Source organism: Companilactobacillus bobalius (genome assembly GCF_002179915.1).
In the GTDB taxonomy this organism is placed as follows: domain Bacteria; phylum Bacillota; class Bacilli; order Lactobacillales; family Lactobacillaceae; genus Companilactobacillus; species Companilactobacillus bobalius.
In genome coordinates, this window is record NZ_MYFM01000006.1 from 151,520 (window position 1) to 178,238 (window position 26,719).

Here is a 26,719-nt window from a genome sequence, read left to right on the forward strand (position 1 = left end):
AATTGAGATACAAAAAACCCGCCAATCTTTTTTAGATTCGCGGGTTTTTGTGTATCTAGTTATTAACGTCTGATATCAACATCATCAGCTTTAACAAATTCATCAGTAGCGACACGATAGTACTTTACACCATTAATGTAAGTAGTGGCATCGACTAACCAATTAGAACTAGCACCAAGAGTGCGTTCCTTAACTAGTTGACCTTTGTCGTTATAAACATTTTTAGCTGAATCGGCATGAGTTGTAACAACCAACTTGGCTGGTGTGTAAACATAAACGTCATCGGCTTTGACAAACTTGTTAGTAGCGACACGATAGTATTTATCACCATTGATATAAGCAATACTGTCAGCTTTCCAATTAGAATTGGCATTGAGGACGTAGTTTTCGACTAATTGACCTTTAGCATCATAAACTTTCTTACTTGAATCAGAATGAGCTGCCACGGTCATCTTAACTGGTGAATATACATAAACATCAGTGGCCTTAACAAATTCATTAGTAGCAACACGATAATATTTTTCACCATTAATGAAGTAAGCCTTTCGATCAGTGATCCAGCTTGAACTTGGAGCTAATGTCTTATTAGCAATCAAATCTTCTTCAGCTCTGTAAAGTGGTTTAGCAGAGTCATTGTAAGTTCTGATGTACAAATTCAAAGCTTCGTATGGATAGGCTTGAATAGTTTTGACGAATTCGTTAGTAGCAACGCGATAATAAGTTGTTCCGTCGATTGTGATAACGGCATCGCTCTTCCAATTAGTGTGATGAGGGAGGATACGACCTTTGATTGCTGTCATTGTATTGTCAGAATCAAGTCCATAAACTTGAACATCTGGTTTGTCAGCGTAGGTAGAAATTGTCTGATATTTCATTTCAAGAGTGGTTTCGTTACCAGTAACGTTTGAATTACTGTTATTTGAAAGAATCTTTGTGTAAATGACCTTATCAGCAGTAGTAATGCTGCCATCGGGATTGATAATGGCTTTAACTGTTCTGACATTTGAGCTGTAACCATCAATTTTTGGTACGACAACTTCTAAGGTATCTCCGACCTTACCGCTTAAGCCAGTAATTGTTTGGGTAGCATCTTTAGAATCCTTGGTTGTAGGAATATTTAAGGATTGATTGTTAACTGGATTACCAGTGTAAGTAACTTTTTCATTAGGAGTGACGGTTCCATCAGGATTCATAGTACCAGTGATAGTAGATTTATCAGGAGTATAGCCTTGAACATCAGGAACCTTGATAGTTACACCATTCTTGTTGTCGACTGTACCAGTTAAATTAGTGATAGTTTTATCACCATCGGGTGTACTGATAGTGATTTTACCGTTATTAACAGCATTAGGAGTGTAATTGACAGTTTCGCTAGGTGTGACAGTTCCATCAGGATTCATAGTACCAGTAATAGTAGGTTTGTCAGGGGTATAGCCTGGAACGTCGGGAACTTTAATGGTTACTCCATTTTTATCATCGACAATACCAGTTAAACCAGAAACAGTTTTATTACCTTTAGATGTACTAATAGTAGCTGTGACATCTTTAATATCGTTTGGTGTGTAGTTTACTTTTTCATCAGGAGTAACAGTTCCATCAGGATTCATGGTGCCAGTGATAGTAGATTTATCAGGAGTATAACCTTGAACGTTAGGTACCTTAATACTTACGCCACCTTTTTTATCAACAGTACCGTTTAAACCTGAAATTGTTTTACTACCTTTAGGTGTATTGATAGTAGTTGAGGCGTCTTTAATATTATTAGGAATGTAGTTAACAGTTTCATTAGGTGTGACAGTTCCGTCGGGATTCATAGTACCAGTGATAGTGGATTTATCAGGGGTATAACCTTGAACGTCGGGCACCGTAATAGTTACTCCGTTTTTGGCATCAACGACTCCATTTAGTCCTGTAACAGTTTTATCACCCTTGGAAGTACTGATGATGGTTGTGACATCTTTAATATTGTTAGGAGTGTAGTTAACAGTTTCATTAGTAGTAACGGTTCCATCAGGATTCATAGTACCAGTGATAGTAGATTTATCAGGAGTATAACCTTGAACATCGGGAACTTTAATGGTTACCCCGTCTTTTTTGTCAACGGTACCGGTTAAGCCGGAAACAGTTTTATCACCCTTGGAAGTACTGATGGTAGTTGTGACATCTTTAATATTGTTTGGTGTGTAATTAACAGTTTCGTTAGGTGTGACAGTTCCATCAGGATTCATAGTACCAGTGATAGTAGATTTATCAGGGGTATAACCTTGAACGTCGGGTACCGTGATAGTTACTCCACCTTTTTCATCAACAGTACCAGTTAAACCTGAAATTGTTTGACTACCTTTAGGTGTGCTAATAGTAGTTGAGGCACCTTTAATATCCTTTGGAGTGTAGTTAACTTTTTCATCAGTAGTAACGGTTCCATCAGGATTCATGGTACCAGTGATAGTAGATTTATCAGGAGTATAGCCCTGAACGTCAGGAACCTTGATATTTACACCATTCTTATCGTCAACAGTACCAGTTAAGTTAGAAATAGTTTTATTCCCATTAGGTGTACTGATAGTGATTTTACCATTATTAACAGTATTTGGAGTGTAGTTGACGGTTTCGCTAGGAGTAACAGTTCCATCAGGATTCATGGTACCAGTGATAGTAGACTTATCAGGAGTATAGCCTTGGACATCAGGAACTTTAATAGTTACTCCGTCTTTTTTGTCAACGGTACCGGTTAAGCCGGAAACAGTTTTATTACCCTTGGATGTGCTGATAGTAGTTGAAGCGTCTTTAATATTGTTAGGAGTGTAGTTAACGGTTTCATTAGTAGTAACAGTTCCGTCAGGGTTCATAGTACCAGTGATAGTAGACTTATCAGGAGTATAACCTTGAACATCGGGCACCGTAATAGTTACCCCGTCTTTTTTGTCAACAGTACCGGTTAAGCCGGAAACAGTTTTATCACCCTTGGAAGTACTGATGGTAGTTGAAACATCCTTAATATCGTTAGGAGTGTAGGTAACAGTTTCATTAGGAGTAACGGTTCCATTAGGATTCATAGTACCAGTGATAGTAGATTTATCAGGAGTATATCCTTGAACGTCGGGGACCTTGATAGTTACTCCACCTTTTTCATCAACGGTACCGGTTAAGCCGGAAACAGTTTTATCACCCTTTGATGTACTGATGGTAGTTGTGACATCTTTAATATTGTTAGGAGTGTAATTAACAGTTTCGTTAGGAGTAACGGTTCCATTAGGATTCATAGTACCAGTGATAGTAGATTTATCAGGAGTATATCCTTGAACGTCGGGGACCTTGATAGTTACTCCGCCTTTTTCATCAACGGTACCAGTTAAACCAGAAATAACTTTATTACCTTTAGACGTATTGATGGTAGCAGTACCGGTATCTATCTTTTTAGGGGTGTAAGTTACGACATCCGTAGAAGTGATGGAACCACCTGGGTTCATAAGTCCAGTAACTGTAGATTTGTCTGCTGTATATCCCTCAACGTTAGGAACGTTGACAGTCACAGTTTCACCAACTTTACCGCTAAGATGATCAACATGCTGATCACCGAGATTAGATTTAATTGTAGCTGGCGAGTCTGTATATGCAACGCCAACATAGTTGACTGGTTCTTTAACTAAAACTGTTTTACCGTCAGGTTGGATAATACCTTTAACAGATTCGGGGCTAGTATAACCTTCTTTAGTTGGAACTTTGACATCAACAGTGTCGCCGACATTACCAGAAATTCCGGCAACAGAAATATCTGGTAGCTTCGTAGTGCCATTTTGAGTTGCTTTGATTGTTGCAGAAGCACTAGTTACTGGGTTACCCGTATAAGTAATGTCCTGATTTGGATCTAAGGTAATAGTTCCATCAGAATTAATAGTACCAGTAATTTGAGAGGGACTTGCTGTGTAACCATCTGCCTTAGGAACATCAATTTTAACCGGCCCAACAGGACCAGTGACACTGACAGTTTGATCAGGGAAATTAGACTTTATGGTTACAGTATTAGTGTATTGTTTTCGTGAATAAGTTGGATTGTCAAAATCAACATCAACATCACCTTTGGAATTAATAGTCCCAGTTATAGTGCTTGAAGTGACATCATATCCAGCAACGGTTGGAGTATTAAAAGTAACTTTGTCACCGACTCGTGGATTTTCACCAGCATCATTTTTAGTACCAGTAATTTCCTTTGTTGAACCATCTGGTAATTTTACGGAAGCGGTCCATGTATTAACAGGATTGCCTGTATAAGTAATGTAATAGTTAGTTGTGGCAGTGGTGTCGTTAATGATTGTTCCATTAACTTTAGAAATATCAGATTTGTATCCGGGTAATTGAGGAACTTTGACATCAGTAACTGCACTGTTAAGGGTTCCCTGGACAGTAACATTTTGATTACCAAGGTTAGAAGGAATTGACATTGTGGCGTTAATAATTGTGACAGTTTCATCTGGGTTAGGAACCAAATTGATTTTTGAAACAGCGGGAACTGTATCAGTAAATAGGGTTCCAAGAGTTTGTCCGTTATCATTGGCAGCTAAAGTTGAAAATTTTATATTATTGTTGCTGTCGTACCAGTGATTGGAAGCTTTAGAAGGTAGATCAGTATAACTCTTAAAACGATTGTATTTGGATAATGTGATTTTATTTAAGTTAGTACCATCAAACATTCCCTGACCTATGGAAGAATCTCCAGTTTCATTAGGAACAGGGCTTCTGGTCATATCCCATGTACTTAAATCAAGATTGGTTAAATTAGCATCATTTTGAAACATACCAGTTAAGTCTTTGTGGTTACGGAATTGCCAGTTGGCAAGGTTAACAGTTTTAAGATTAATATCATTTTTAAACATATAGGAATCATCAGTAGATTGAGCAAAAGTTGAATATTGATCAGCAGGTAGGTCAATTTCAGTGACAGAGCTGTCGTTTAAAAACATTTTGCTTGAATTTTTTACAAAGAACAAATTAAGAGATGAAAGATTCAGTTTTTGATTGTCGGCAGTATGTGTTTCCCCTGCATTTGTTGCATCAACTAAATTAGTATCATTAGCAAACATACCAGAAGTATTTTCTGTATCAGAAACATCAAGATTATCGATGTTTTTAATACTCTTCAAATTAGTAAGGTTAGCAAACATATGGTTCATATCAGTAGCGGCTGTAACTTTACCATCAAAAATAATGGTATTGATACTGTCAGCATTAGTTGCCCATGGAGAAGTTGGGGTAGTTGATTCAGTTGTAGTACCAGTAGTTGAACTGCCGGTAGATGTTTTATCAGTTGATTCACTAGTCTTGTTAGTTGTAGTTGCAGTATTGTCAGCTAAAGCAGTTGTGGATGATGCTGTACCAAGATGAAGAACGCCATCAGTAGAAATGTACCAAGGGGTAGTTCCTTGGGTACTTTCAGCGATATTTCCATCAGGTAAGGTGGTAGCTTCTGGTGTAATTGAAAGAAGTTCTGCCTTAACACCTAAATTGGCTAATTTGGTTTTTGAAATCGCCAAATTAGTAGCTAAAGTTTTTTCAGCTACAGGAGTGTCTTTGGATTCGGTTGTGGTTGTGTCAGAACTAGTTTTAGAATTGACATTTTCATTAGTAGTATCGGCATTTGAAGTGTCTGCCTGCGTACTATCAGTTGAAGTTGTACCTGTTTCAGGAGTAACTGTTTGTGTTTCAACAGCTCCTGATTCTTTTGTATCAGTAGTTGAACTTACCGGAGTATCAGTTGGCTTAGATACAGCAGCGGTTTGATCTGTTGCTGTTTTTTTGGCTGTGTTGTCAGTAGTAGTGTTGGCAACTGCAGCAAGTTTATCTGTGGCTGATTGAGTTTCCGTCGAAGGGGCTTTGGCAGTCAAAGTTGTTTGTACTTGGTCATTAGTTGTATCAGCTTTAACCAAAACACTTGGTGCGCTTAGTAGAAACAATCCCCCTGCGATTGAAAGGCTACTAAGAACAACCCAGTTCTTCTTTGATTTAACGAGACGCTTTTTCTCGATAGTATTTGGATCGTGCTTTAATTGTTGAAATCTCATAATTATTACCCCTTTATTCTATAAAGAATATAAAACATCACGGTATTGATTATAGTTCTCTACTATTTTTATAATATTTCAGAAATGATAAACAATTCTTAACAAAAATGGAACATTTATCGTCAACAAAAGTATTAATGAAAAAATTATATTTGTGATAAAAATAAATCATTTATATATAATGGTATATACAGGATTAATGCGGATCTAATTTATCGAAAAAACATATGGCTAGGATATATATTGAAAATTCAAACTTTCCAGTCTTGATAGTGCTTCCAGCCTTTATAAAAGTCTTGCAAGTAAATTAAAAAAACATTAAAATAAGACGAATTATATAAAATAGTAATCTGAATTATTCAATACAAGATTTCTTGTAAGAAGGGATGTTTATATGAGAAACCTTTTTAGGCGTTTGACCCTAAAAGAAGATCCGAGTATTTATGAAGATAAAGATTCACATTTAGTGAGAGTTTTAACTGTTAAGGATTTCTTGGCTTTGGGAGTGGGGACGATTGTTTCAACTTCTATCTTTACTTTGCCAGGGGTTGTTGCGGCTCAACATACAGGGCCATCAGTTGTTTTTTCATTTATAATTGCGGCTGTTGTAGCCGGATTAGTAGCGTTTGCCTATGCTGAAATGGCGGCAGCAATGCCATTTGCGGGTTCAGCTTATTCATGGATTAATGTTATGTTCGGAGAATTCTTCGGCTGGATTGCTGGTTGGGCACTGTTAGCGGAGTATTTCATTGCTTTAGCATTTGTTGGTTCGGGGCTGTCAGCTAATTTCCGTGGACTACTGGAACCGATTGGGATTCACTTCCCCAATGCAATTGCTAATACTTTAGGTAGTAACGGTGGAGTTTTGGATTTAGTCGCGGTTATCGTAATTGCGGCCGTGGCATGGCTACTTTCTCATGGAGTTAGTGGTGCTGCTCGAGTTGAAAATATTTTAGTTGTTTTAAAAGTTTTAGCGATTTTAGCTTTTATTGTTGTTGGACTAACAGCAATTCATATTGAAAATTATGTACCATTTATTCCTAAGTACCATTTGAATAGTGATGGAACTGCTTTTGGTGGTTGGCAAGGAATCTATGCCGGTGTTTCAATGATTTTCTTATCCTATATTGGATTTGATTCGATTGCGGCCAATTCGGCTGAAGCCAAAGATCCAGGCAAGACGATGCCACGTGGTATTTTAGGTTCATTGTTGATTGCGGTAACTTTGTTTATCGCTGTAGCGTTAGTTTTAGTAGGAATGTTTAAATATTCTTCATACATTAATAATGCGGAACCAGTTGGTTGGGCATTACGCCAAGCCGGTCATCCGTTGGTAGCTAGTGTAATTCAAGCCATTGCGGTTGTCGGTATGTTTACAGCGTTGATTGGTATGATGCTGGCAGGTTCACGTCTAATTTATTCCTTTGGTCGTGATGGGATGTTGCCTAAGTGGTTAGGTAAACTTAATCAGAAGAAACTTCCTAACAATGCCTTATTAGTTTTATCAATTGTTGCCATTGTTTTAGGTGCTGTTTGTCCCTTTGCTTTCTTAGCACAATTGATTTCAGCTGGTACTTTGATAGCCTTCATGTTCGTTTCTTTGGGAATCTATCCATTGAGAAAAAGGGAAGGTAAGGATATTCAGAATCCTGATTTTAAAATGCCGTTCTATCCAATTTTGCCAGCTTTAGGTTTTCTAGGTTCACTAATTGTTTTTTGGGGACTAGATATTCAAGCAAAACTTTATGCTGGCGGTTGGTTTGCTATTGGTTTAGTTATTTACTTTGCCTATGGAATGAGACATTCAACGTTAGGTAAAAAGTCTCAAGAGAAACAAAAAGAAGCTGCCAAGTAAATGGCAACTTCTTTTTGTTTCTCGCCCGAACGATTGTCGATCATCCAATCCATCGCTGGGTTCGAGTAATAATTTTGTATACTCAGTATAACAAGTGACCAAGCAAAAATAAAGTCAAATTTCAATCAAATTTGTTATACAAAATGTATAATTTCAAATATATCTTTCGAAACATATAGTTATCAATATCTATAATTAAAAAAATTATGCCAATTGCAATAATTATCGAAAATAATAAACATTTAGTGTGTCACTTTTTCAGATTAGAACTATAATGAACTCGTAACTAAGGAGGTTGTTGAATTATGGCAGAAGTAGATCCATCAAAGATGGCTGATGCAGCCATTGCAAAAGAACCAGAAGTATTAAACCTAAAGATGAGTGAGGCTTTCGACTGGAGTGACGATAAGACAGTCGTTCGTGACGCTATTTGGGATTATTTCATGGAAAACAACGATCACGACACAGTTAAGGCCGAAGAAGCTGAAAAACCATTCTTGGATATGAAAGATGCAGATGTCCGTGACTGGATTGAGAAGAATCTCAAGAAATAAGCTAGTCTTTAAATTTAAATAGTACCAACCTTCCTTTAGAGTACGAGAAGCGTTCTCTAAAGGATTTTTTTATGCAAAAATTAATACAGAATTATCATGATATATAAAAGCCCGCCTCTGATTTCAGAAGTGGGTTTTGTGTTATTTCAAAAAGTGTTTGTAGGTATCAATGTGATTCTTCCAGTAAGGAGCATTTTGTTGATTCATTAGATCGTTGAACCAAACAAATTTTACGTAAGGTACATGTTTTGTTAACTCTTTCTTACCATTGTAGTAATCAGGGTCACTGACACGTATTAGGTTAGCGTGATAATTAGCATACATCATTGACTGATAAGTATAACCACAGACAATTAGTGTCACTAACAATACAAGATTGATCAAATAATTTTGTATTGGTAATTGATCTAAAGCGGATAGGACGAATTTCATTCCGATTAAATACATCAAAATATAAGATAAGAAATAGCCACGGCTGTTCACGGGGGAAGAAACGAATAACAATTGTCCAGCAATAACACCAGTCAATAAGTAATAGAGCCACATTTTAGGATCATCTCTGAAGAAGACCCAAATGCAATAACCGATAAAAATCATTAGTGCGATACTGACTAAACTCTCCGGTACGGCAATGCTTGCACGAACTGTTTTGTAGCCATACATCGGATTTAAATGAAAATTATTTCTGAAGAAATTGTTGATAACGATGTAATAAACCAAAAAGATAATTGAAAAGATAGAAACGGCCAATTTATTTTCTGATGAAATCTTAGTTTTGATTGCTAAGACGAAGATGGCCAAGAGAATAGCTATCAAAAGAATAAGATTGAAAGTAATCAACCAAAAGTGAGTGACTTTAGAATAAGTATCCCAAATGGTACTTAGAGTATATGAAGTTTTACGGTAAGTACTGGCCTCGTGATATCCCTTATGAGTAAACATGATAATTGCTGAACCAATTGTTCCTAAAAAATAGGTGATATGGTAACTTTTGAGGCCTTTTTTCCAATAAAAATATCCCAAAACTAATAATCCTAGGGCTAATTGGGTGATGTTCCAAACTTCATTAAATAGACCACCTGCCAAACCTAATAGTAGCAACAAAACAGAAACTATTGGAACAAATTTCTTTGCAACGCCTTTGTCGACGACGATGATATAAATCAATCCCATAACAACAGGTGGGACATAATTTACGAACCCAGCATTCCAACCTAAGATGTTATTAATGAAAGCATCTTGCATGGTGAAAATGAAGAGAAATGATAATAGAAGTGATGTGATGGTCTTTTTAGATAAGTACCAGATACACCACAAGAGCAGGGTCCAAAAGATTCCGTAAGCTAAAATGGCTACTGGCAATTTGTGCATGGTGACAATTTCCAAAAGATTTCCTAGGTAGCGACCATTACTACTACCACCATACGTGGCTTGGGGACCATAGAACATGTGATTCATTAAGTATTTCCCCATTTTACCCAACCAGAAGTAATCATCGCCAGATGGGATCACTAAGAATCGAAAGGCACAAAAGTATATAAATGATGCTCCAAACATTATTATCGTAAAGATTTTTTTGAGTGTACTATTACCACTTATTTTTTTGGACATGAGGTTGATTAGATCCTATCTATAATTATTTAAAATTTATTTACTAGATGTAAAAACATTAGAAAAATCGGATGAATATTTGTTGATTGTAAATTGTTTATACTTGTCTAGACTACGATGTTTTAAAGTAAGAACCATTGTGTTATTGATAATATGATTATCAGTACGAATATAGGGTTTAATTCGATATATCAAAGCATATTCATGTAGATTTTTCATTTTATAAACATCGATGGAAACCGTTTGGTAATTATCCCAATCAAAAGGGCCATCTTTTTGGTCAATGGCCTTTCGCGCTAGCTTAGTGAACTGTTTTTTTTGGTAATCATTCAAATGATGTGTTTTGTCATTTTCCAAAACAATCTGTTTGCCAGAGAAATAGAAGTAGGGAGCTGAATAGTAACTGCGATGAACCTGGGGAATAATAAAGGCTGCCAAAAGTAAAATTAGACAAAAGAATAGAACGACCTTATCCAGAAAATTATGTTTTTTAGCTTTAACTATGTTATCTTCCCCCTATACTGAATTCCTAGTACATTAAATGTACAAAATCAAAAATCTATTTTAAATAACGTTCCTCAATTTGATTTTCTTCGGATAATAAACTTTTTATACTAAGTCGAGTTTCAACTAGTTTATCATTTAACTTATCGCGATAGTATTGTTGTACCAGTTGTTTCATAGAATCAATTTGGTAGTCAGTACCGTCCCAATTTAATGTACCATCTTTTACGAATTTTTTTGCAACTTCATCAAAAGATTTTTGAGTCCATTTAGTATTTTTGGTATGAGTTGACCTTTTTTCTAGTTCATGTAGCACATCCATTGCCTGTCCTTCAAAGGATAATACTTGATCAACATAGATTTTTTGAAAATATGGATTAGAGATGCGATCGATTTCTTCTAAATTGGTTTCGTAATTGACACCTTTAGAAGTGAATATCTGAAATAAGCCTGGGTAAATCTCTTTGAATATGCGATCCTCAACGCTAGATTCATCGTCTCTTAAAACGTGGTCCTTCAATTTAGTGATATGTCTGACAATGACGTCATCAGGATGAAAGTCACCATTGGTTACATCGATTAGTTTTTTGAAGGTGACATTTGATTTGTAACCATAGTTATTGATGATTTTTAAAACTTTACTTTCTAAGACATCTTTAAGATCACCATAGTATAGGTAGTCACTGCTGGTATTAAGTACTGTCGATAAACGGTCCATTGTCGTTTTCTTAGGGAGTCCACGACCCTTTTCCCATTCATTAATAGTACTTTTACCACTGACACCGATAATGTCGGCCAATCCTTGCATGCTTAGATTTTTACTTTTTCGTAATTTCATCAGGCGAACACCAAAATCGGATTTTGAAATATTCATATAATTTAACATCACCAATCATTTTTGATTTAGTACTATTATTAGTACAACTAATGCACAAAAGGATAATAAAGTGGTATATAATATAATGTACAATTAGTTAATATCTAATATTATTAATAGTATTATTTTATTAAAGTGCGGAAAAAAAAGCATTTCCATAGCCCACATGACTAAGAAATGCTTCTTCCATTATTATTAGTAATAACTAATTAGAAATGTTAGTTGCAAAGTTTGGCTCGCAGGCACATGCGTTAGCAATTCTTTGATGTAGATTAATGCTAATAATTTTGAGCTTTGATTTTATATAAAAGGGCTACGAGTTAACGTAGCCCGGTACGCAATTATCATAGGATTGATTTGTCAGATGTACCAACGTTTAGTTATTTGAGGGAGTAACTTACTTAATAAACTACCGCATTTATTAAGAGTATAAGAGTCCATCTGTGACAAATACATGAATTCATGAAGGCTGTTTAAATTACTTTTTAATATTTGACTGATTCCACCCTAGAAATATATTAATGATGTAATTTTTAGCAAATGAGGATTATTATGTGCGTTCAATTCGAAATATAATAATCACGTACTTTTTTATGATAATACTAGTATAGAATATTCGCAATATTTTTATAATATGTATCAATTTTTAGCCGTATAGCCATATAAACAGTGAGTAGTTAGAATAATTTGAATTAAGAGGTGATGCCTATGGTTAAGCGCTTTAAGTTTATTCGGGATAAACGTAATGAAATGGGGTTAACCATAGAACAATTGGCTGATCGAGCTCATGTATCTCCAGATTTGATATCACGTTTGGAACGAGGTAATAGAGATGACGTGTCTCTTTCTCGTTTAGAGAGTATTTTAGACGCTTTGAATCTAAAATTAGGTGATGTCTTTGATCAAACTGAACTAGATGAGCAGAGTAACCAATTTGTACAGGCTTTTTATTTAATGGATAGTGAAAAGAAAAAGCAGTACGCAAAAGTCTTTATGGAGATTATAGACTTGAATAGTTGATTCAAGTCTTTTTTTATATTTTAATCTATTGGCTATGGAGTCCATTGGGAATTATCGCCACCATCAGGAGCAGCCATATTTGAATATTTACCAGTAAGATTTCCATTTACATCGTAAAAGTCACCATTGGGTTTAACCACTGTTACAATTGGGTTATTTAAATTGTTCAAATAGACGTGATAACCATCTGGCTTAGCCTCAACACTAAATGATGCGGGAGAAGCCCCACCATTGGCATGTGCAACTAAACTTCTAGCTTGATCTGCAGTAGTGATAACTGCGGCTACCTGCTGATTTGTAGTTGCTTGTTGATTGTTGTTAGAAGTAGCTGTGCTTTGGCTTTGACCCTGATTAGTGTTTTGAGTTTGTTTTGAACTCTGCTGGTTATTTGAATTTGATGTTGTATTTTGGTTGTTAGTGGAAGAATTTGTTTGTTGATTTTGTTGTGTCTCATCATTGTTGGAAGTAGATGCTTCCTTTTTTGATGAGGCCTTTTTTTTCGAAACTTTTTTCTTAGAAGAACTCTTCCTGGCTTTTTTATGTGATTCTGTTTTGACAGTTGAATCTTTTGAGCCAGCGGAATTTTGACTATTGTTAGAACAACCTCCAAGTGCTAATACGGATGCTACCAATAAAAGACTACTCAATATTTTGAGGGTAGTATGTTTCATGTTGTTATTTCTCCCTATATCCAAATTTTGAAATAAATCTTAATACCGATTTCATTGATCACCACCTTAATCCGTACAATTCATTATTTTATAGTCGACACAGAATATTAGCAACAAAATCTATTTTTAATAGATTTATTGCCACGATGTAAATCTAATAAAAAGCCCCTTAGCTGGAAGCTCTACGAGACTGTCTGGATATATGCAAAGATGAATAGTACTCATATCGTCTTTGTAATAATTCTGTAACATTATTGTAGCATTTATGTAACAATTAGCAATATCAAATCAAAAATTATTAATTCTGTACGCAAAAAAAGGGCCTCCATTCTTTTGGAGGCCCACTATATCAGGGAGGTAATTATATTTAGTTTATATTATAAGTTAGTATCCAATATTCTTGTTTACCAAGTACTATATTAGATTATAAATGTGAAGAAAATGTGAAATATACAAATATTAATATAATTGTTCCGATTATTGTGTAACAGATGTTGCAAATTCAGGCTCACTACTTACATTATTTCCAGCGTCATTTTGATTTAAATGCATATTTGAACTTTGTGCCCATTCATTAGTTGATACTTGATAGAAGGTATGACCGTATTTATTTTGAACCATTTGGCCAATTTTCCAGTTAGATCCTTCAGGTAATTGACGGTCTGAGAAAGAGTCCATTGAAGTATCATATAAATCAGCGGGACCATTAACAACAGTACCAACTACTGGTTGCTGTTGTTGTGTGGTAGTTGAAGCAGCATTGGTTGTAGCGTTATTTGTAGTGTAACTTTGATTAGGTTCAGTCACTTGAATGTTCAAGTCATTAGCAGCGACCCATTCATTAGTAGCAACTTGCAAATAAACATTTCCATTAACATTTATGGATGCACCAAGTTTCCAATTAGTTCCAGCTGGTAAAGTTACCCCAGTAATAGCTTGGCCTTGACTGTTAACTACAGCAGAAGCCCACTTTGTCGTTCCAACTTTAGTGGCGTTAACATCAATTTGGTTGCTAGTGTCTGAACTAAGATTAGTTACTTGATGGGATGAATTACTGATATCAATGCTATCAGCAGCAATCCACTCGTTAGTAGCAACTTGATAATAAGTAATGCCATTGATTTGAGTTGAAGGACCAAGTTTCCAAGAGCTGAAGTTAGGAAGATAAGTACTTGTAATAGTTTGACCCTGGTTGTTAACCAGAATACCGCTACCACGACGAACAGTACCAATCAATCCGCTTTCTGTTGATGTTTCTGCCGCACTCACGTCTTGAGGCGACAAATTAGACAGAACAGTTGGGGCAATTAATAATGCCAGTGCTGAGCCGAGTAGAACTTTATTCTTTTTCATCTTTTAAACCTCCTCGTCTTATTTTGCGGTTCATAGTAAACCTATAATGCAATCAGATTTTAATCAATACGTTTAAAAAACTGTTAAGAGAAACGTTACGTTTTCTTTAGAATTAGCTCAATATTTTTGTAATATATTTGAAATAAATGAATTTATATATAGAAAAAAAGAGTGATGCCGACTTGATATATCGGTGTCACTCCTTTTTTATAACCATATTTCTTGGAAATCAATGTGCTAGAACTTTTTTATTGAATCTTACCATCAGATTCTTTAACGGTTGAACGTCCATCTTTAGCAGCGTTCTTAATAGCACGAACAATATCATTGTCACTCCAGGCATCAACGTTCTTAACACCAGAGTCAGTTAATTGTTGTCTAGCTTTGGCGATGTCGGAATCAGTAATGGTTTTACCATCGACTTCTTTCTTTTCAACATCGAAGTCGCCACCTTTAGCAGCTGGATTATTGCTTTGGTCGCTTGATGAGTCAGCACTACTATTATCAGTAGAATTGTTGTTGTCAGTTGTAGTTGTTGTAGAACTATCATTATTAGTATTACTGTCAGTATCGGTACTATCTTTAGTATCAGTAGGTAATGACTTAAGCAGAGTATTGGCTTGTGTGTAAAGATCTGAATAATACTTACCCTTAATACCCTTGAATGTTGTGATTTGTTCTAGTAAAGCTTTAGCTTGATCATTAGCACCTTGTTTGATTAATTCTTTAGCGTTTTTGATATCAGCCTTGAAGTTACTACGATTGAATTGAATCTTCTTTACTTGTTTAGTCAATTTCTTAGCTCTGGAAACCATCTTCTTGTTTCCGTTATCTTGATCCGTAACCTTATTCAAAGCTGATCTGGCAGAATCAAACTTACGTTGGTTCATAAATCTCTTCGCCTTGACCAAGTTTTGAGCTTGGATCTTTGAGTCATGTGCTTTGTCAGTTTTTTTCGCCTTAATTGCTGAATCAAAGTGATCAGCGGCCTTTGAATATTCTTTATCGTCTACGGCATCGTTACCTTTAGTCATTTCTGTCTTGTAAGTATCACTACTATTATTAGACTTAGATGCTGAAGAGTTGCCGTTACTGCAGCCAGCTAGCAATAGTGCTACCCCTGTTGTTGCTAGTAATAAAGCTTTTTTCATTTTTGAAATTCCTCCATATAAGTGCTGGTTGAATTATAACATGTTGAGAAAAATTTCAAAAAAAATTTCCGCTTTGGATACTTTCAACCGTTACTATCTGTGTAAGTTACTTAAACCGGCCGATTAGTTCTTACAAAATATAAAAAAGAGGTAATTAATAATGTGGAAGAAAACAGCAATCGTCGTAACAATGGCAAACGAAAAGTATCCAAAAGGTAAGAGAGCAATTAACTTTAATAATATAGTAGAAAACCCAACTCAAGAACAAATTGATCTCCTCACGCAAGGACTAGTTCTACTATCAGATGGCGATGCACTTTATGGAACAGAAGTAATTAAACACAATACAATGGATGCAGAATAGGGGCGTAAATTATGAAAAGATTACAATTGAAATTTAAAACAGCAGATGGCCACAGTAAGAATTTAGTTTTGAGTTATGTTAAAGCTGATTTAGATCCAGAAACAGTCAAGACAGCGATGGACAAAATTAGTGCCAGTAAGCTATTTGAAAAAGGTGCTATTCAACTTTATCAAGAAATCACTGGTGCCAAATATGTTGAACGTGTTGAAAACAAAGTATTCTAAGCCTTTTCAGATTTTAGTAAAAATTATTAAAATATTTAAGGTATAAACCTTGAGCCTACGTCTTATTTAGAATAGAATAAAAGTAGGCTCTTTTGGGTTAACAAAATTAATCTAGTCATTGTTTAAACGTTAATTACATGACAATTAGAGTTTTTTTCTTGGAAAAAATTTGATTTTGACTGTAAATGTGTATGGAATGTTACAAAATCGTGATATTTAATACAGAAATGTTACAAAAACAGTGACTTTTTAAATTTCAGTTGATTCACAAGCCGGAGTTTCATATAATGGTTGTCAGTGGGATAGCCCACGACAATTAAAAATAATAAATTCTTGTAGTCCAGGGGAGGATTAACATTGAAAAAATCTATTAAATATGCAGGAATCGCTGCTGCTACACTTCTAGCTGTTGCACCAGTTGCTGCTCCTGTTGTTTCAACTACTGCACAAGCTGCTGTTACATCAGTTGCTACAGACCAATCAAAACAAAATGATGCTGTTACAGCATTTGGTAACCAATTTGCTGACGTTACTGCTAAGAGTATCGTTGACGGTGGCAAGAGTATTACTCTTGGTTCACAAAAGTTATCAGACTTTGCTACTAACAATGCTGATTTGATTAAGACTGCTGCTACTCTTGAAAATATGAACGATCTAATTGGTAGCGGTGCTACTGTTACTGTTTCTGCTAAGTATGGTTCAACATCAATTAACCAAGCTGATCTTACAAAGATCTTGGCTGATGAAACATATCCAGCAGTTGAATTTACAATTACTTTGAACTACAACAACTTGAATGATCAAGCTGTTTCAAAGACATATACTGTTAAAGCTACTAGAACAACAACTGACAACAATGCTAACGAATTGAAGACAGTTAATGCTAAGTTCACAACACCTGTTTCAGTTGCTTTGGACTCAACAACAACAAGTACACAATTGACAGCTACAACTGACATTCATTTGACAGACCAAAATGGTGATGGTGTTGTTGCAGGTACTGTTAAGGCAGATACTAACTATTACAACACATATGCAGATGCTATGAATGGTAACACTACTTCAGCTACTAATACTGTTGTAAACAACAAGTTTACTAAGGCTGGAACATATTACCAAGCAATTTCATTTACTGCTGGTAATGGTTCATCATTAGCTACATTTATTAGTAACTATACACAAGACCCATCATCATACACTGTATATGTAAATGGTGCTAAAGCATCAGCTGGTTATGACTTCAAGGCAAGTACTGACAACACAACACTTACATTTGTTCGTGCAATCAACGTTTCAAACACAACTGATAACTGGACAACAACAGATACTACAGGTGTTGTTACAACAAAATCTGCAAGCAAGTACTACACACTAAAGAACGATGACAATGCTACAATTGCTAACCGTGCTTTAGGTGCAAACACACCTTGGAGAACTGACAAAGTTCGTACAAACCAAGACGGTGTAAAACAATACCGTGTTGCTACTGGCGAATGGATCGATGCTGACAATGTTGTTTACTCAAACGGTGACAACAACAACAGTAACAATGGTTCAGGCTTGACAGATATCAAGACTGTTTCAGGTGTTGCTACTTTGACAAAAGCCAAGGGTTACTTCATGGCATTGTTCAACGATGAAGGAAAGGCTTATGATAACAAATATCTTGGCTCACCTTCAGCATGGAGAGTAGACAGAACTGCTAAGGGTGCCGATGGTAATACTTACTACCGTGTTGCTACTAGCGAATGGCTACAAGCCGGTGAAGGCGTTTCATTCAAATAATTTTTAATTATTGAATATTAAGAGAACTCGCATATGCGAGTTCTTTTTTTATGCCATTTTTAGAAAACGGTTGCATGTACTCCTCAGTATTATAAAATTAATATATTAACAATTTTATCGACAATGGGGGGCATAATTGTGGAATCGAAATATGAGGTATTAACGAAATTAAATGATTTGAATTACAGTCACTCGTTGCCAATTAATACTAGTGATCTATCTCAACAGGTTAATCTTAGTCGTTCGGTTACTAGTCATTACTTGAATCAATTACTAGAAGATGGATTGGTAGTTAAACTAGAAGGTCGGCCGGTTTTGTGGAATTTAACTGAATCGAAAAATAATAAAAAAATTTTACCGTTCAATGATTTTATCGGATCGAATGGTAGTTTGAAAAATGTTGTTTCTCAATGTGAGGCAGCGGTAAATTATCCGCCCAATGGATTGAGCATTATCATTACGGGAAATAGTGGTGTCGGAAAGAGTTTCTTAGCCAAACAAATCTATAATTATGCAGTTACTTCAAAATCAATCTCTAGCAATGCACCATTTCTAACTTTGAATTGTGCTGATTATGCTAATAATCCGGAATTACTTTCGAGTATTCTATTTGGATATGTCCGAGGAGCCTTCACAGGTGCTAATGATGACAAAAGTGGTTTGTTGGAACAAGCTGATGGTGGTTATCTCTTCCTCGATGAAGTCCATCGCTTATCAAGTGAGAACCAGGAGAAACTTTTCAGTTTTATCGATAGTGGTTCTTTCATGCGAATGGGTGAAAATAAGCAGACTAAGACTTCAAAGGTTCGTTTCTTGTTTGCCACTACGGAAAAAACAGACGACGTTTTACTGGAAACTTTCCGTCGACGAATTTCAATTGCGGTTCATTTACCGGATTACCATAATCGACCAAGAAATGAACGTTTAAGTTTAATCTATTCTATTTTTTATCATGAAGCACAAAAGATGCAAAAGCCATTAAGAATTGATGATGGGGTAATTGAGTCACTGATCAATTTGAAGTCAGATGGAAATATTGGAAGATTGAAGAATATTATCCGAGTTAGTTGTGCCAATGCCTATAAAGATCAAAAGCTTAACGATGAAATTAAGATTCAATCTGATTCGGTTATTCTTAAACAGAAATCCTCCGATACAGGTAATTTCGTAGATATAGATCCAACACATCAATATAATTTTTCCGAAGTTTCGATTGGTGATTCGTATCAGAAGAAAATAGAGAAGATTATCAACGATTTGAGTTCTTCAGACGTTAATTCATTCCAATTTCAAAGTAAGAATGCCATTCACGATATTGAAAAGCTGGAACAGTCGGTGAAAATAAATGAATTGGATCAACCAACTTTTCTGAAATTTCAAAAACAAATGGAGAAGGTAATTGGACGTCGCTTTGGTATTAAGGAGATTGCTGATATCAGTTCAATTATTTTCAAGCTGTATCGTTCTAATTTTACTTTGCCTGTGGAAAACTTGGATAAACTTGATAAAAAATTACAGAGTCTTTGCCCACGTTCAGTTCATGTAGCTGATTGTTTCTTTAGAAGTCTTCATTATCGGTTAACGACAAAGTATCATTCATTAGGTATTGTATTGTCAATTTTGTTGAGTGATCACGTTGACGAATCGATAAAGTTGAGAGGCTTGTTATTGGCGCATGGGGAATATACTGCTACTAGTATTCAAGCAGTAGTCAATCAGCTCTGTGGCAATTATATTTTTGATGCAATCGATATGCCAATCGATACGGGATTGGCTGATATTGTTCAGAAAACTAAGACGTTGTTCGATTCTTACGATACTTCGAACGGTACAGTGATGATTGTTGATATGGGTTCACTCAATCAGCTTTATTCGGAAATTAAGAATCATCTTAATGGTGATTTATTGGTGGTTGATAATCTAACCACAGCAACAGCTTTGGATGTGGCTTTGAAAATTCAAAGTAAGGAAAAATTTAAAGCAATCGCGGCCGCCGCTGAAAATGAATACGAGATTCATAGTCAGTATTATTCTGGCTATTCGAATAAGAAGAACATTATCATTTCTTGTATCTCTGGTTTGGGAATATCGGAGAAAATCAAAGAGACAATGTTGCCTTATTTTCCCAAGGACATTCAAATCAATACGCTTGATTACTACGATTTGAAGAAGAATATCCATCAAAATGACAATCATTATTTTGATACGACTCTGTTTGTTTTGACAACGACTAGTTTGCCGGATGATTTCATTATTCCTAATATCAATATTTATGATTTGTTGGATGCTAAAGGTGAACAGAAGTTGACTAAATTATTGACGCCTTATTTAAAAGCCGATGCGATTGATGATTTGAATCAGGAGTTATTACGTTTCTTCTCGATTGAAGGAGTCAGTGAGCGTTTGAGTTTCTTGAATCCTAAGATCATCATCAAAGAAGTTGAAACAGTAATTTATAAGTATGAGAGTTACTACAATCTTAAATTGGATGGGAAAGTTAAACTTAATCTTTATATGCATATTGCTTTGATGATCGAACGTTTAATGATTCGTAAATCACAAAAAATGCCAGAGATTAAACCAACTGAAGATGAACAAGAGTTTATTTCGATTTCCAAGAGTATCTTCCAACCTTTGGAATTAAAGTACAATGTGGAAGTTAATGACTATGAATTATCACTGATGTATGAAGTGTTCAAGCAACTGTTTTAGTGTTCAAAATAAAAGAGAGCTAGTGTTTAACGTTAAACACTAGCTCTCTTTTTGTCGTCAGAATAGGCTTTTTAAAAGTTGGCATGAAACTTGCTTATATAAAGGTGAAGACAATGCAAGGAGTAAGGGGATATGAATAAAATTTTAATCGCGAGTCATGGTCATTTAGCCAGTGGCGTTCAGAGTTCATTGGAAATATTAACAGGTATGGGAAATAAGGTCACAGTAATCGATGCTTATGTTGATGATCATGACTATGTACCAGATATTAAAAAGTTCATTGACGGGCTAGATGGTCAAACGGGAATTATTTTCACTGATTTATTTGGAGGAAGTGTAAATCAAAAGGTCATGCTTGAAGTTGCTGACCACGAAAATGTTTTTGTGATTACTGGCACAAATTTACCAATTGTTTTGTCAGTCGTTTTGGAAAATGAGGCAATAACCAAAACAAAACTGGAAGAATTGATTGCAGCTAGCCAAGTACAGTTAGTTGAAGAACCAAAAGATGATACAGATTTATCAGATGACAGTTTTTTAGAATAATTGGAGGAAGAAATTATGATTGCACAATTAAGAGTAGATGATCGTTTAATTCACGGACAGGTAGCCCTAGTTTGGACTAAAGAATTGGATACACCAGGAATCGTCGTTGCTAACGACAATGCAGCTAGTAACGAAATGGTTCAAATGACTTTGAAGATGGCTACACCAACAGGTAAAAAACTTTTGATTAGATCAGTTGATGATGCCATTAAAGTTTTCAACAATCCCAAGGGTAAAGGAATGCGTATGTTTGCTTTAACTAACAACGTAGCCGATGCCTTGAAGATTGCTCAAAATGTTTCTGATATTGATGGTATTAATGTAGCAAACGTTGGTCGTTTCGCTGATAAATCAGAAGGTGAAACTCATCAAGTTGGTAGTACGTTGATGTTAAGTGACAAGGAATTGGCAGCTTTGAAAGAATTAACTAAATTAGATGTTCCAGTCTTTCAACAAGTTGTTCCAAGTAATCCTAAGTCTTCAATTGCTTCAATGCTTAAAAATAAATAAGGCCTGAGGGGGAAATAATTATGTATAGAGAAGCGTTTTTAGCCGCTTTGACCGTTTTCGTTTGTTACGGTGGAAATTGGCTATTCGGTCAAACAATGATTGAACGTCCACTTGTTGTTGGATGTATTGCCGGTATTATTTTTGGAGATATGCGTGCCGGAATTATCATGGGGGCTTCACTGGAAGCTATCTTCATGGGAGCTGTTGATATCGGTGGTGCTTTATCAGCCGAACCAGTTACCGCTACAGTTTTAGCCACAACATTCTCAATTGTATTGAATGTTAATGAAAAAGCTGCCTTGGCATTGGCTGTGCCTATTGGAGTTTTAGCCGCTTTTATTTCTATGTTTATGAAGAACGTCGTAATGAACTTATTCGCACCACTTGTTGATAAATATGCTAAGGATAACAATCCTCGTGCTATGGCAATCATGCATTATTCAATGTGGTTTATTAATTACTTTGTATTCTCACTAATTACATTTTTCAGTGTTCTTGAAGGAGCAAAACCAGTTCAACATATGATCAATAGTATTCCTGATAATTTGATGGCTGGACTTTCAGCTACTGGGGGACTATTACCAGCTGTCGGATTCGCTATTTTGATGAGAATGCTTTGGAGTAAGAAGTTAGCTCCATACTTCTTCTTAGGCTTTATTATGGTTGCTTACCTCAATTTACCATCCGTTGCTGTTGCAGCTTTAGGTATCATCTTAGTTCTAGTAATTAGTTTCAAAGACAAACAATTATTAGATATGGAGAACAAACAAAAAGAATTAGAGAAGAGACCAGTGGCTGCTGCCGGAACTGGGGCTTCTAACAACGAAACAGCTGAGGAACAAGAAGAGGAGGATTTTTTCTCATGAAATTAAATGAAAACATTTCAAAAGAAGATCGAAAGATGCTAAATGGTATCTTCTGGCGTTCATTTACCGTTTTTGCCAGTCGTGCCGGTGCTACAAAAGCTCATGCTCCCGGGTTTATTTACTCAATCACACCTGCTTTGAATCGTTACTACAAAGATGATCCTGAAGGCAGACGTGAAGCCATGATGCGTCACACAACTTGGTATAACATCACTCAAAACGTTGGTACTTTCGTTATGGGATTAGTTGCTTCCATGGAAAAGAAGAATGCACAAGAAAAAGACTTTGATGCAGAATCAATCGTTGCCTTGAAGACTTCCTTGATGGGTCCACTATCAGGTATTGGCGATTCAATTTTCTGGGGTGTTATCCGTGTTATCGCCGCCGGTGTTGGTATCAGTTTAGCTGCACAAGGTTCAATCTTAGGACCAATTTTGTTCCTATTGATCTACAATATTCCTTCAATTTTAACGAGATATTATTTAACATACATGGGCTTCTCATTAGGTTCATCCTTTATTGAAAAAATTTATGCTAACGGAAGTATGAAGATTTTGAATAAGGCCGCAAGTACATTGGGTCTTCTAATGATTGGTAGTATGACTGCAAGTATGGTCAAGTTTGAAAGTAAGTTGTCTGTTCCTATTGCTGGTGGCAAGCCAATCTTGATTCAAACTTATTTAGATCAACTATTCAAAGGCTTGATTCCATTGAGTATTACACTTCTTTGCTACTGGTTATTGAGCAAGAAAGTTAACGTTAACTGGATTCTATTAGGCGTCTTAGTTCTGGCTATTATCCTAGGACTACTTGGTGTTGTTTAGTTGACGACTCAATTGGATGCCATCACAGTAATTACGAGATTATTGATGGCAACAGTTTTTTCCGGGGCCATTGGGATTGATCGAGCCTATAAGCACCGACCTGCCGGATTAAGGACGCACATCTTGGTTTGCTTAGGAGCTTGTATCATCGCAATGATTCAGAAGAATCTCGGTTTCAATGCATTAATGGTTGCCCAACAATATCCTCAATACAAAGGAATATTGCGAGTAGATGAAGCTAGACTGATAGCACAAGTTGTCAGTGGAATAGGATTTCTCGGTGCAGGAACGATAATTGTTGAAAATCATTCAATCCGAGGCTTGACTACAGCAGCTAGCCTTTGGGTTGTAGCTTGTATCGGAATCGCAATTGGAATGGGCAACTACATTATTGCAATAAGTGGATTTTTGGTGGTGTTTGGTGTGGTAGCATTTTTGAAAAAGATTATCCGGATCAGTCCGGTACGAAAACTAAAAGTTGAATATAAGCAGAAAGTAGAAACGAAGGAATTTATCGATGGTTACTTTAAAGAAAATAAAATTTCTGTTGAAGACGTAAAATTCCGCGTTTCCAAATTGAATAACAACAATAGTATTTATACCAACATTTACTCGATTGATTTTGGCAAAAATGTTGATTACGTGGATATCGTTGAGAATCTATCAATGAATGAAAATATTGTTAAAGTTGAGACTATTAACGTGTAATGGGTTTGTGAAGTATGCCGTCTTCCACAAAAATTGGGAATGCTGTTGGAACGTTATGGGTACGATTTGAAACTAATTATTTTACACTTTGTGCAAAATAATGGATTTCCAAAGTCGGCCTCACTGTAACCGGTAAAGCCGGTAACAATGATCTCATAGCTGAACGCATTCCCAAATTTTGCTCCAGACTGAATCTCACTTTGATTGTTTAGCTTGAGATGAATAAATTAGTCTATTATTTTTCATCATAAAAATTAATTTTAATTCGAAAGAAATGTCCGTAGAGCCAATGTATATTGGTTAATACGGATATTTTTTAGTGTTGATAATTTTGAGGTAGAAAAAACATAAAATAAGTACAGTTATAGTAGAAAAAACAGCTCCCTTTACGTTATGATGAAACTTGAATAATGAAAAGGGAGTTTTTACATTGAAGAGCTTAAAGAAAATAAGTATCTTTTTAGTAGCTTGTCTTTTAGTGCTTAGTTCATTCTCATTTGTCGGGATAAAGAACGTTCAAGCTGCTGACACAGATCAAGCACAATACACGATTGGAACAACTAAAAATATTCCTTCCGCTGTTGCCCAAATGGGTAAGGATTTAAATGCTTATACGAACAACAATTTAAATGTTGATCTGAAAGCATATGATTCTACTAAAGAATTGAATAGTGCTATTGCCGATGGAACGGTTAATGCGGCTGTGACTGATTTAGTAAATTATGCAGCTATTTCTAAGAAACATTCAAATTGGAAGATTGCTGGTACTATGCCTGGTTATAGCGGTTTAGTTGCTAACAAGAAGTACAAGAGTGTTAAGAAATTAAAAGGTAAGACAATTGCAGTTGATAAAACTGACTACTCAATGTTCTATCTAAAGAAAGCTTTGAAGAAGAGCAGATTAAAGTTATCTAGCGTTAAATTGAAGCAAGTTGATTCTGAGGCAGATCGTGTCAGTCAGTTGAAGAGTGGCGACGTTGATGCTGCTGTCTTACAAGATCCATCAATGACTGAAGCTAAAGTTAATGGTGCTAAGGTTCTAAATAGAGATAAGATTAGTGCTGATAATGGTAATGTTTTGATTGTTAATAACGATTATGCTAAGAAGAATGTTTCTAATACTAATATTCTATGCAATGTTATGAAGCAAGAAGTTAAGAAAATCAATAAGGGTAACATGTACATCATGCTTAACAAGACATTCTCTAACTATGGAACTAGCGATAAAGCTGTTGCTAAGTTGAACAACATGAATGTTAAGTTTAAGACAATGCATAAGGTTAAGAAATCTGATTTTAAGAAAGCCTTCAAGTATGCTAAGCAACAAAAGTTATACAAAGGTAAAATCAATTATAAAAAAGCCAATATGAAGCTTAGACAAGTTAAGTAATCAAAAAAAGTTCATCTGATGATGAACTTTTTTTCTTGCTCAGATAATAATGGTAAAATGTTCTTATTATTTAATTGATTTGAGGGAAATATCTTGAAGAACAAAAGACTAATCTATGTCGATACGATTAGAGTTTTTGCGATGTTATTGGTGGTTTTGGCGCATTCTTGTGCTGATGATTTGGCTAACTATCAACCAACGTTAAAATGGGGTGTCGTAAATTCCATCGTTATAGTGACAGAAATCGCAGTGCCACTTTTTTTCATGATCAGTGGTGCCATGGTTTTAAACAGTAAAAAAACTTATGATTTAAAGTACTTATTCAAGCATCGATTGGTCAGAGTCGTTGTACCATTCTTACTTTGGTCAGTTGTGTCAGCTTATTTGGCTCGTGCCATGTCAGGTCCAGTTGATATGAAGGATTTCAGCAATACATTGTTAATGATGTATCATAAACCAGTATTAATAGCATATTGGTTTATGTATCCATTGATTGCTTTGTATTTATTGTCACCATTTTTGAAAGCTATTGCTGATAAGATTGACGATAAGATGTTGATGTATTTGTTAATTCTTTGGGTCATCATTGATATTGCATTGCCAACGTTAACAACTACTACACCTAAGAATATTGGAGTTTACTTCAATTCCTTTGATTTAGGCCGAGTGGTTGTTTCCAAAGATATTGGTTACTTCTTTATTGGTTATCGAATTTCTAAGATTGACAAACATTCGTTAAAACTCAATATGAATATCCTGATAGCGGCCGTGTTAATGGCAATCAATATTCTAATCAGTTTTATCAGTTTGAAACCAAACCTACAATTCTTGAATGCCATTGCTAACATCAATACGCCAATCATTGCAGCATTGGTCTTCATGCTCTTCAAACGCTTTGAAACAAGTTATGGTAAAGGATTTGCACGAGTGATTGAATTGATAGCACCATTGACTTATGGAGTTTATCTAGTTCACGGATTATCAATACAGTTTGTGATGAAGTATTATGTGAATGCTAACTTCTTATACGTATTCGTTTTAGCAACTGTCTTATCACTATTAGTAATTTTGATTTTAAGCAAGATACCAGTTGTAAAAAGATTGTTCACTTAGAAAAATTAAAATGGCATCTATT

Annotated in this window: 21 protein-coding genes; 14 read left to right on the top strand and 7 right to left on the bottom strand. The window is 35.5% G+C overall.

Features of this window, described 5'->3' with window-relative positions:
* Positions 1–62: 62 nt before the first annotated feature.
* Entirely contained in the window at positions 63–6,059 is a 5,997-nt protein-coding gene (locus LKACC16343_RS10100) for a beta strand repeat-containing protein (RefSeq protein ID WP_087721289.1), read from the bottom strand.
* A 394-nt stretch (positions 6,060–6,453) separates the two neighbouring features.
* Between LKACC16343_RS10100 and LKACC16343_RS10105 the strand changes: the two genes are divergently transcribed.
* Positions 6,454–7,914, top strand: coding sequence for an APC family permease (locus LKACC16343_RS10105; RefSeq protein WP_056953367.1), 1,461 nt, complete (start codon positions 6,454–6,456; stop codon positions 7,912–7,914).
* 305 nt (positions 7,915–8,219) lie between these two features.
* Positions 8,220–8,468: a P8 family protein gene (locus tag LKACC16343_RS10110; protein ID WP_025086369.1), complete on the top strand. Its 249-nt coding sequence runs from the start codon at positions 8,220–8,222 to the stop codon at positions 8,466–8,468.
* 141 nt (positions 8,469–8,609) lie between these two features.
* Here the strand turns inward: LKACC16343_RS10110 and LKACC16343_RS10115 are convergent, their stop codons facing one another.
* The 3 genes from LKACC16343_RS10115 to LKACC16343_RS10125 all read right to left on the bottom strand — a co-directional run bounded on the left by LKACC16343_RS10115 (position 8,610) and on the right by LKACC16343_RS10125 (position 11,421).
* Positions 8,610–9,926 (bottom strand): hypothetical protein, encoded by a 1,317-nt coding sequence (locus LKACC16343_RS10115; protein ID WP_056953369.1) that lies wholly within the window; start codon positions 9,924–9,926, stop codon positions 8,610–8,612.
* A gap of 189 nt (positions 9,927–10,115) precedes the next feature.
* On the bottom strand, positions 10,116–10,517 hold the full coding sequence (locus tag LKACC16343_RS10120) for a hypothetical protein (protein ID WP_056953371.1): 402 nt from the start codon (positions 10,515–10,517) through the stop codon (positions 10,116–10,118).
* A gap of 121 nt (positions 10,518–10,638) precedes the next feature.
* Positions 10,639–11,421, bottom strand: coding sequence for a helix-turn-helix domain-containing protein (locus LKACC16343_RS10125; RefSeq protein ID WP_158106626.1), 783 nt, complete (start codon positions 11,419–11,421; stop codon positions 10,639–10,641).
* A 747-nt stretch (positions 11,422–12,168) separates the two neighbouring features.
* Here LKACC16343_RS10125 and LKACC16343_RS10130 point away from each other — a divergent pair.
* The gene (locus LKACC16343_RS10130; protein ID WP_054643565.1) at positions 12,169–12,480 is read left to right on the top strand and encodes a helix-turn-helix domain-containing protein; all 312 of its coding nucleotides are present in this window, start codon (positions 12,169–12,171) and stop codon (positions 12,478–12,480) included.
* Between the two features lie 32 nt (positions 12,481–12,512).
* Here the strand turns inward: LKACC16343_RS10130 and LKACC16343_RS10135 are convergent, their stop codons facing one another.
* The 3 genes from LKACC16343_RS10135 to LKACC16343_RS10145 form a co-directional block, all read right to left on the bottom strand.
* Positions 12,513–13,151 (bottom strand): hypothetical protein, encoded by a 639-nt coding sequence (locus LKACC16343_RS10135; protein ID WP_056953375.1) that lies wholly within the window; start codon positions 13,149–13,151, stop codon positions 12,513–12,515.
* A gap of 477 nt (positions 13,152–13,628) precedes the next feature.
* On the bottom strand, positions 13,629–14,504 hold the full coding sequence (locus LKACC16343_RS10140; RefSeq protein ID WP_025086344.1) for an SLAP domain-containing protein: 876 nt from the start codon (positions 14,502–14,504) through the stop codon (positions 13,629–13,631).
* A gap of 248 nt (positions 14,505–14,752) precedes the next feature.
* The gene (locus tag LKACC16343_RS10145) at positions 14,753–15,655 is read right to left on the bottom strand and encodes a hypothetical protein (protein ID WP_056953377.1); all 903 of its coding nucleotides are present in this window, start codon (positions 15,653–15,655) and stop codon (positions 14,753–14,755) included.
* A 160-nt stretch (positions 15,656–15,815) separates the two neighbouring features.
* On the opposite strand from LKACC16343_RS10145, the gene LKACC16343_RS10150 reads away from it, so the two are divergent.
* From LKACC16343_RS10150 to LKACC16343_RS10200, 11 genes are all read left to right on the top strand, one after another.
* Positions 15,816–16,019 (top strand): hypothetical protein, encoded by a 204-nt coding sequence (locus LKACC16343_RS10150; RefSeq protein WP_056953378.1) that lies wholly within the window; start codon positions 15,816–15,818, stop codon positions 16,017–16,019.
* 11 nt (positions 16,020–16,030) lie between these two features.
* The gene (locus tag LKACC16343_RS10155; RefSeq protein ID WP_025085390.1) at positions 16,031–16,243 is read left to right on the top strand and encodes a DUF2922 domain-containing protein; all 213 of its coding nucleotides are present in this window, start codon (positions 16,031–16,033) and stop codon (positions 16,241–16,243) included.
* A gap of 357 nt (positions 16,244–16,600) precedes the next feature.
* Positions 16,601–18,028 carry a hypothetical protein gene (locus LKACC16343_RS10160; protein WP_056953380.1) on the top strand — a complete coding sequence of 476 codons (1,428 nt, stop codon included), beginning with the start codon at positions 16,601–16,603 and terminating at the stop codon, positions 18,026–18,028.
* Between the two features lie 138 nt (positions 18,029–18,166).
* A complete protein-coding gene (locus tag LKACC16343_RS10165; RefSeq protein WP_056953382.1) occupies positions 18,167–20,740 on the top strand; it encodes a sigma 54-interacting transcriptional regulator in 2,574 nt (857 codons plus the stop codon).
* Positions 20,741–20,872: 132 nt separating this feature from the next.
* Positions 20,873–21,286: a PTS sugar transporter subunit IIA gene (locus LKACC16343_RS10170; RefSeq protein ID WP_056953384.1), complete on the top strand. Its 414-nt coding sequence runs from the start codon at positions 20,873–20,875 to the stop codon at positions 21,284–21,286.
* Positions 21,287–21,301: 15 nt separating this feature from the next.
* A complete protein-coding gene (locus LKACC16343_RS10175; RefSeq protein WP_056953386.1) occupies positions 21,302–21,796 on the top strand; it encodes a PTS sugar transporter subunit IIB in 495 nt (164 codons plus the stop codon).
* Positions 21,797–21,816: 20 nt separating this feature from the next.
* Positions 21,817–22,662, top strand: coding sequence for a PTS mannose/fructose/sorbose/N-acetylgalactosamine transporter subunit IIC (locus LKACC16343_RS10180; RefSeq protein ID WP_056953388.1), 846 nt, complete (start codon positions 21,817–21,819; stop codon positions 22,660–22,662).
* Positions 22,659–23,486: a PTS system mannose/fructose/sorbose family transporter subunit IID gene (locus LKACC16343_RS10185; RefSeq protein ID WP_054643577.1), complete on the top strand. Its 828-nt coding sequence runs from the start codon at positions 22,659–22,661 to the stop codon at positions 23,484–23,486. The genes LKACC16343_RS10180 and LKACC16343_RS10185 overlap by 4 nt, the downstream gene beginning before the upstream one ends.
* Before the next feature lie 45 nt (positions 23,487–23,531).
* Positions 23,532–24,194, top strand: coding sequence for an MgtC/SapB family protein (locus tag LKACC16343_RS10190; RefSeq protein WP_056954031.1), 663 nt, complete (start codon positions 23,532–23,534; stop codon positions 24,192–24,194).
* 430 nt (positions 24,195–24,624) lie between these two features.
* A complete protein-coding gene (locus LKACC16343_RS10195; RefSeq protein ID WP_056953390.1) occupies positions 24,625–25,584 on the top strand; it encodes an ABC transporter substrate-binding protein in 960 nt (319 codons plus the stop codon).
* 93 nt (positions 25,585–25,677) lie between these two features.
* A complete protein-coding gene (locus LKACC16343_RS10200) occupies positions 25,678–26,697 on the top strand; it encodes an acyltransferase (protein WP_056953393.1) in 1,020 nt (339 codons plus the stop codon).
* Positions 26,698–26,719: the final 22 nt, after the last annotated feature.

Bases quoted from the DNA above. Each gene is read 5' to 3' on its own strand.
- LKACC16343_RS10100 (WP_087721289.1), bottom strand. From the start codon at position 6,059: ATGAGATTTCAACAATTAAAGCACGATCCAAATACTATCGAGAAAAAG.
- LKACC16343_RS10105 (WP_056953367.1), top strand. From the start codon at position 6,454: ATGAGAAACCTTTTTAGGCGTTTGACCCTAAAAGAAGATCCGAGTATT.
- LKACC16343_RS10110 (WP_025086369.1), top strand. From the start codon at position 8,220: ATGGCAGAAGTAGATCCATCAAAGATGGCTGATGCAGCCATTGCAAAA.
- LKACC16343_RS10115 (WP_056953369.1), bottom strand. From the start codon at position 9,926: ATGAATCACATGTTCTATGGTCCCCAAGCCACGTATGGTGGTAGTAGT.
- LKACC16343_RS10125 (WP_158106626.1), bottom strand. From the start codon at position 11,421: ATGAAATTACGAAAAAGTAAAAATCTAAGCATGCAAGGATTGGCCGAC.
- LKACC16343_RS10130 (WP_054643565.1), top strand. From the start codon at position 12,169: ATGGTTAAGCGCTTTAAGTTTATTCGGGATAAACGTAATGAAATGGGG.
- LKACC16343_RS10135 (WP_056953375.1), bottom strand. From the start codon at position 13,151: ATGAAACATACTACCCTCAAAATATTGAGTAGTCTTTTATTGGTAGCA.
- LKACC16343_RS10140 (WP_025086344.1), bottom strand. From the start codon at position 14,504: ATGAAAAAGAATAAAGTTCTACTCGGCTCAGCACTGGCATTATTAATT.
- LKACC16343_RS10145 (WP_056953377.1), bottom strand. From the start codon at position 15,655: ATGAAAAAAGCTTTATTACTAGCAACAACAGGGGTAGCACTATTGCTA.
- LKACC16343_RS10150 (WP_056953378.1), top strand. From the start codon at position 15,816: ATGTGGAAGAAAACAGCAATCGTCGTAACAATGGCAAACGAAAAGTAT.
- LKACC16343_RS10155 (WP_025085390.1), top strand. From the start codon at position 16,031: ATGAAAAGATTACAATTGAAATTTAAAACAGCAGATGGCCACAGTAAG.
- LKACC16343_RS10170 (WP_056953384.1), top strand. From the start codon at position 20,873: ATGAATAAAATTTTAATCGCGAGTCATGGTCATTTAGCCAGTGGCGTT.
- LKACC16343_RS10175 (WP_056953386.1), top strand. From the start codon at position 21,302: ATGATTGCACAATTAAGAGTAGATGATCGTTTAATTCACGGACAGGTA.
- LKACC16343_RS10180 (WP_056953388.1), top strand. From the start codon at position 21,817: ATGTATAGAGAAGCGTTTTTAGCCGCTTTGACCGTTTTCGTTTGTTAC.
- LKACC16343_RS10185 (WP_054643577.1), top strand. From the start codon at position 22,659: ATGAAATTAAATGAAAACATTTCAAAAGAAGATCGAAAGATGCTAAAT.
- LKACC16343_RS10190 (WP_056954031.1), top strand. From the start codon at position 23,532: ATGGCAACAGTTTTTTCCGGGGCCATTGGGATTGATCGAGCCTATAAG.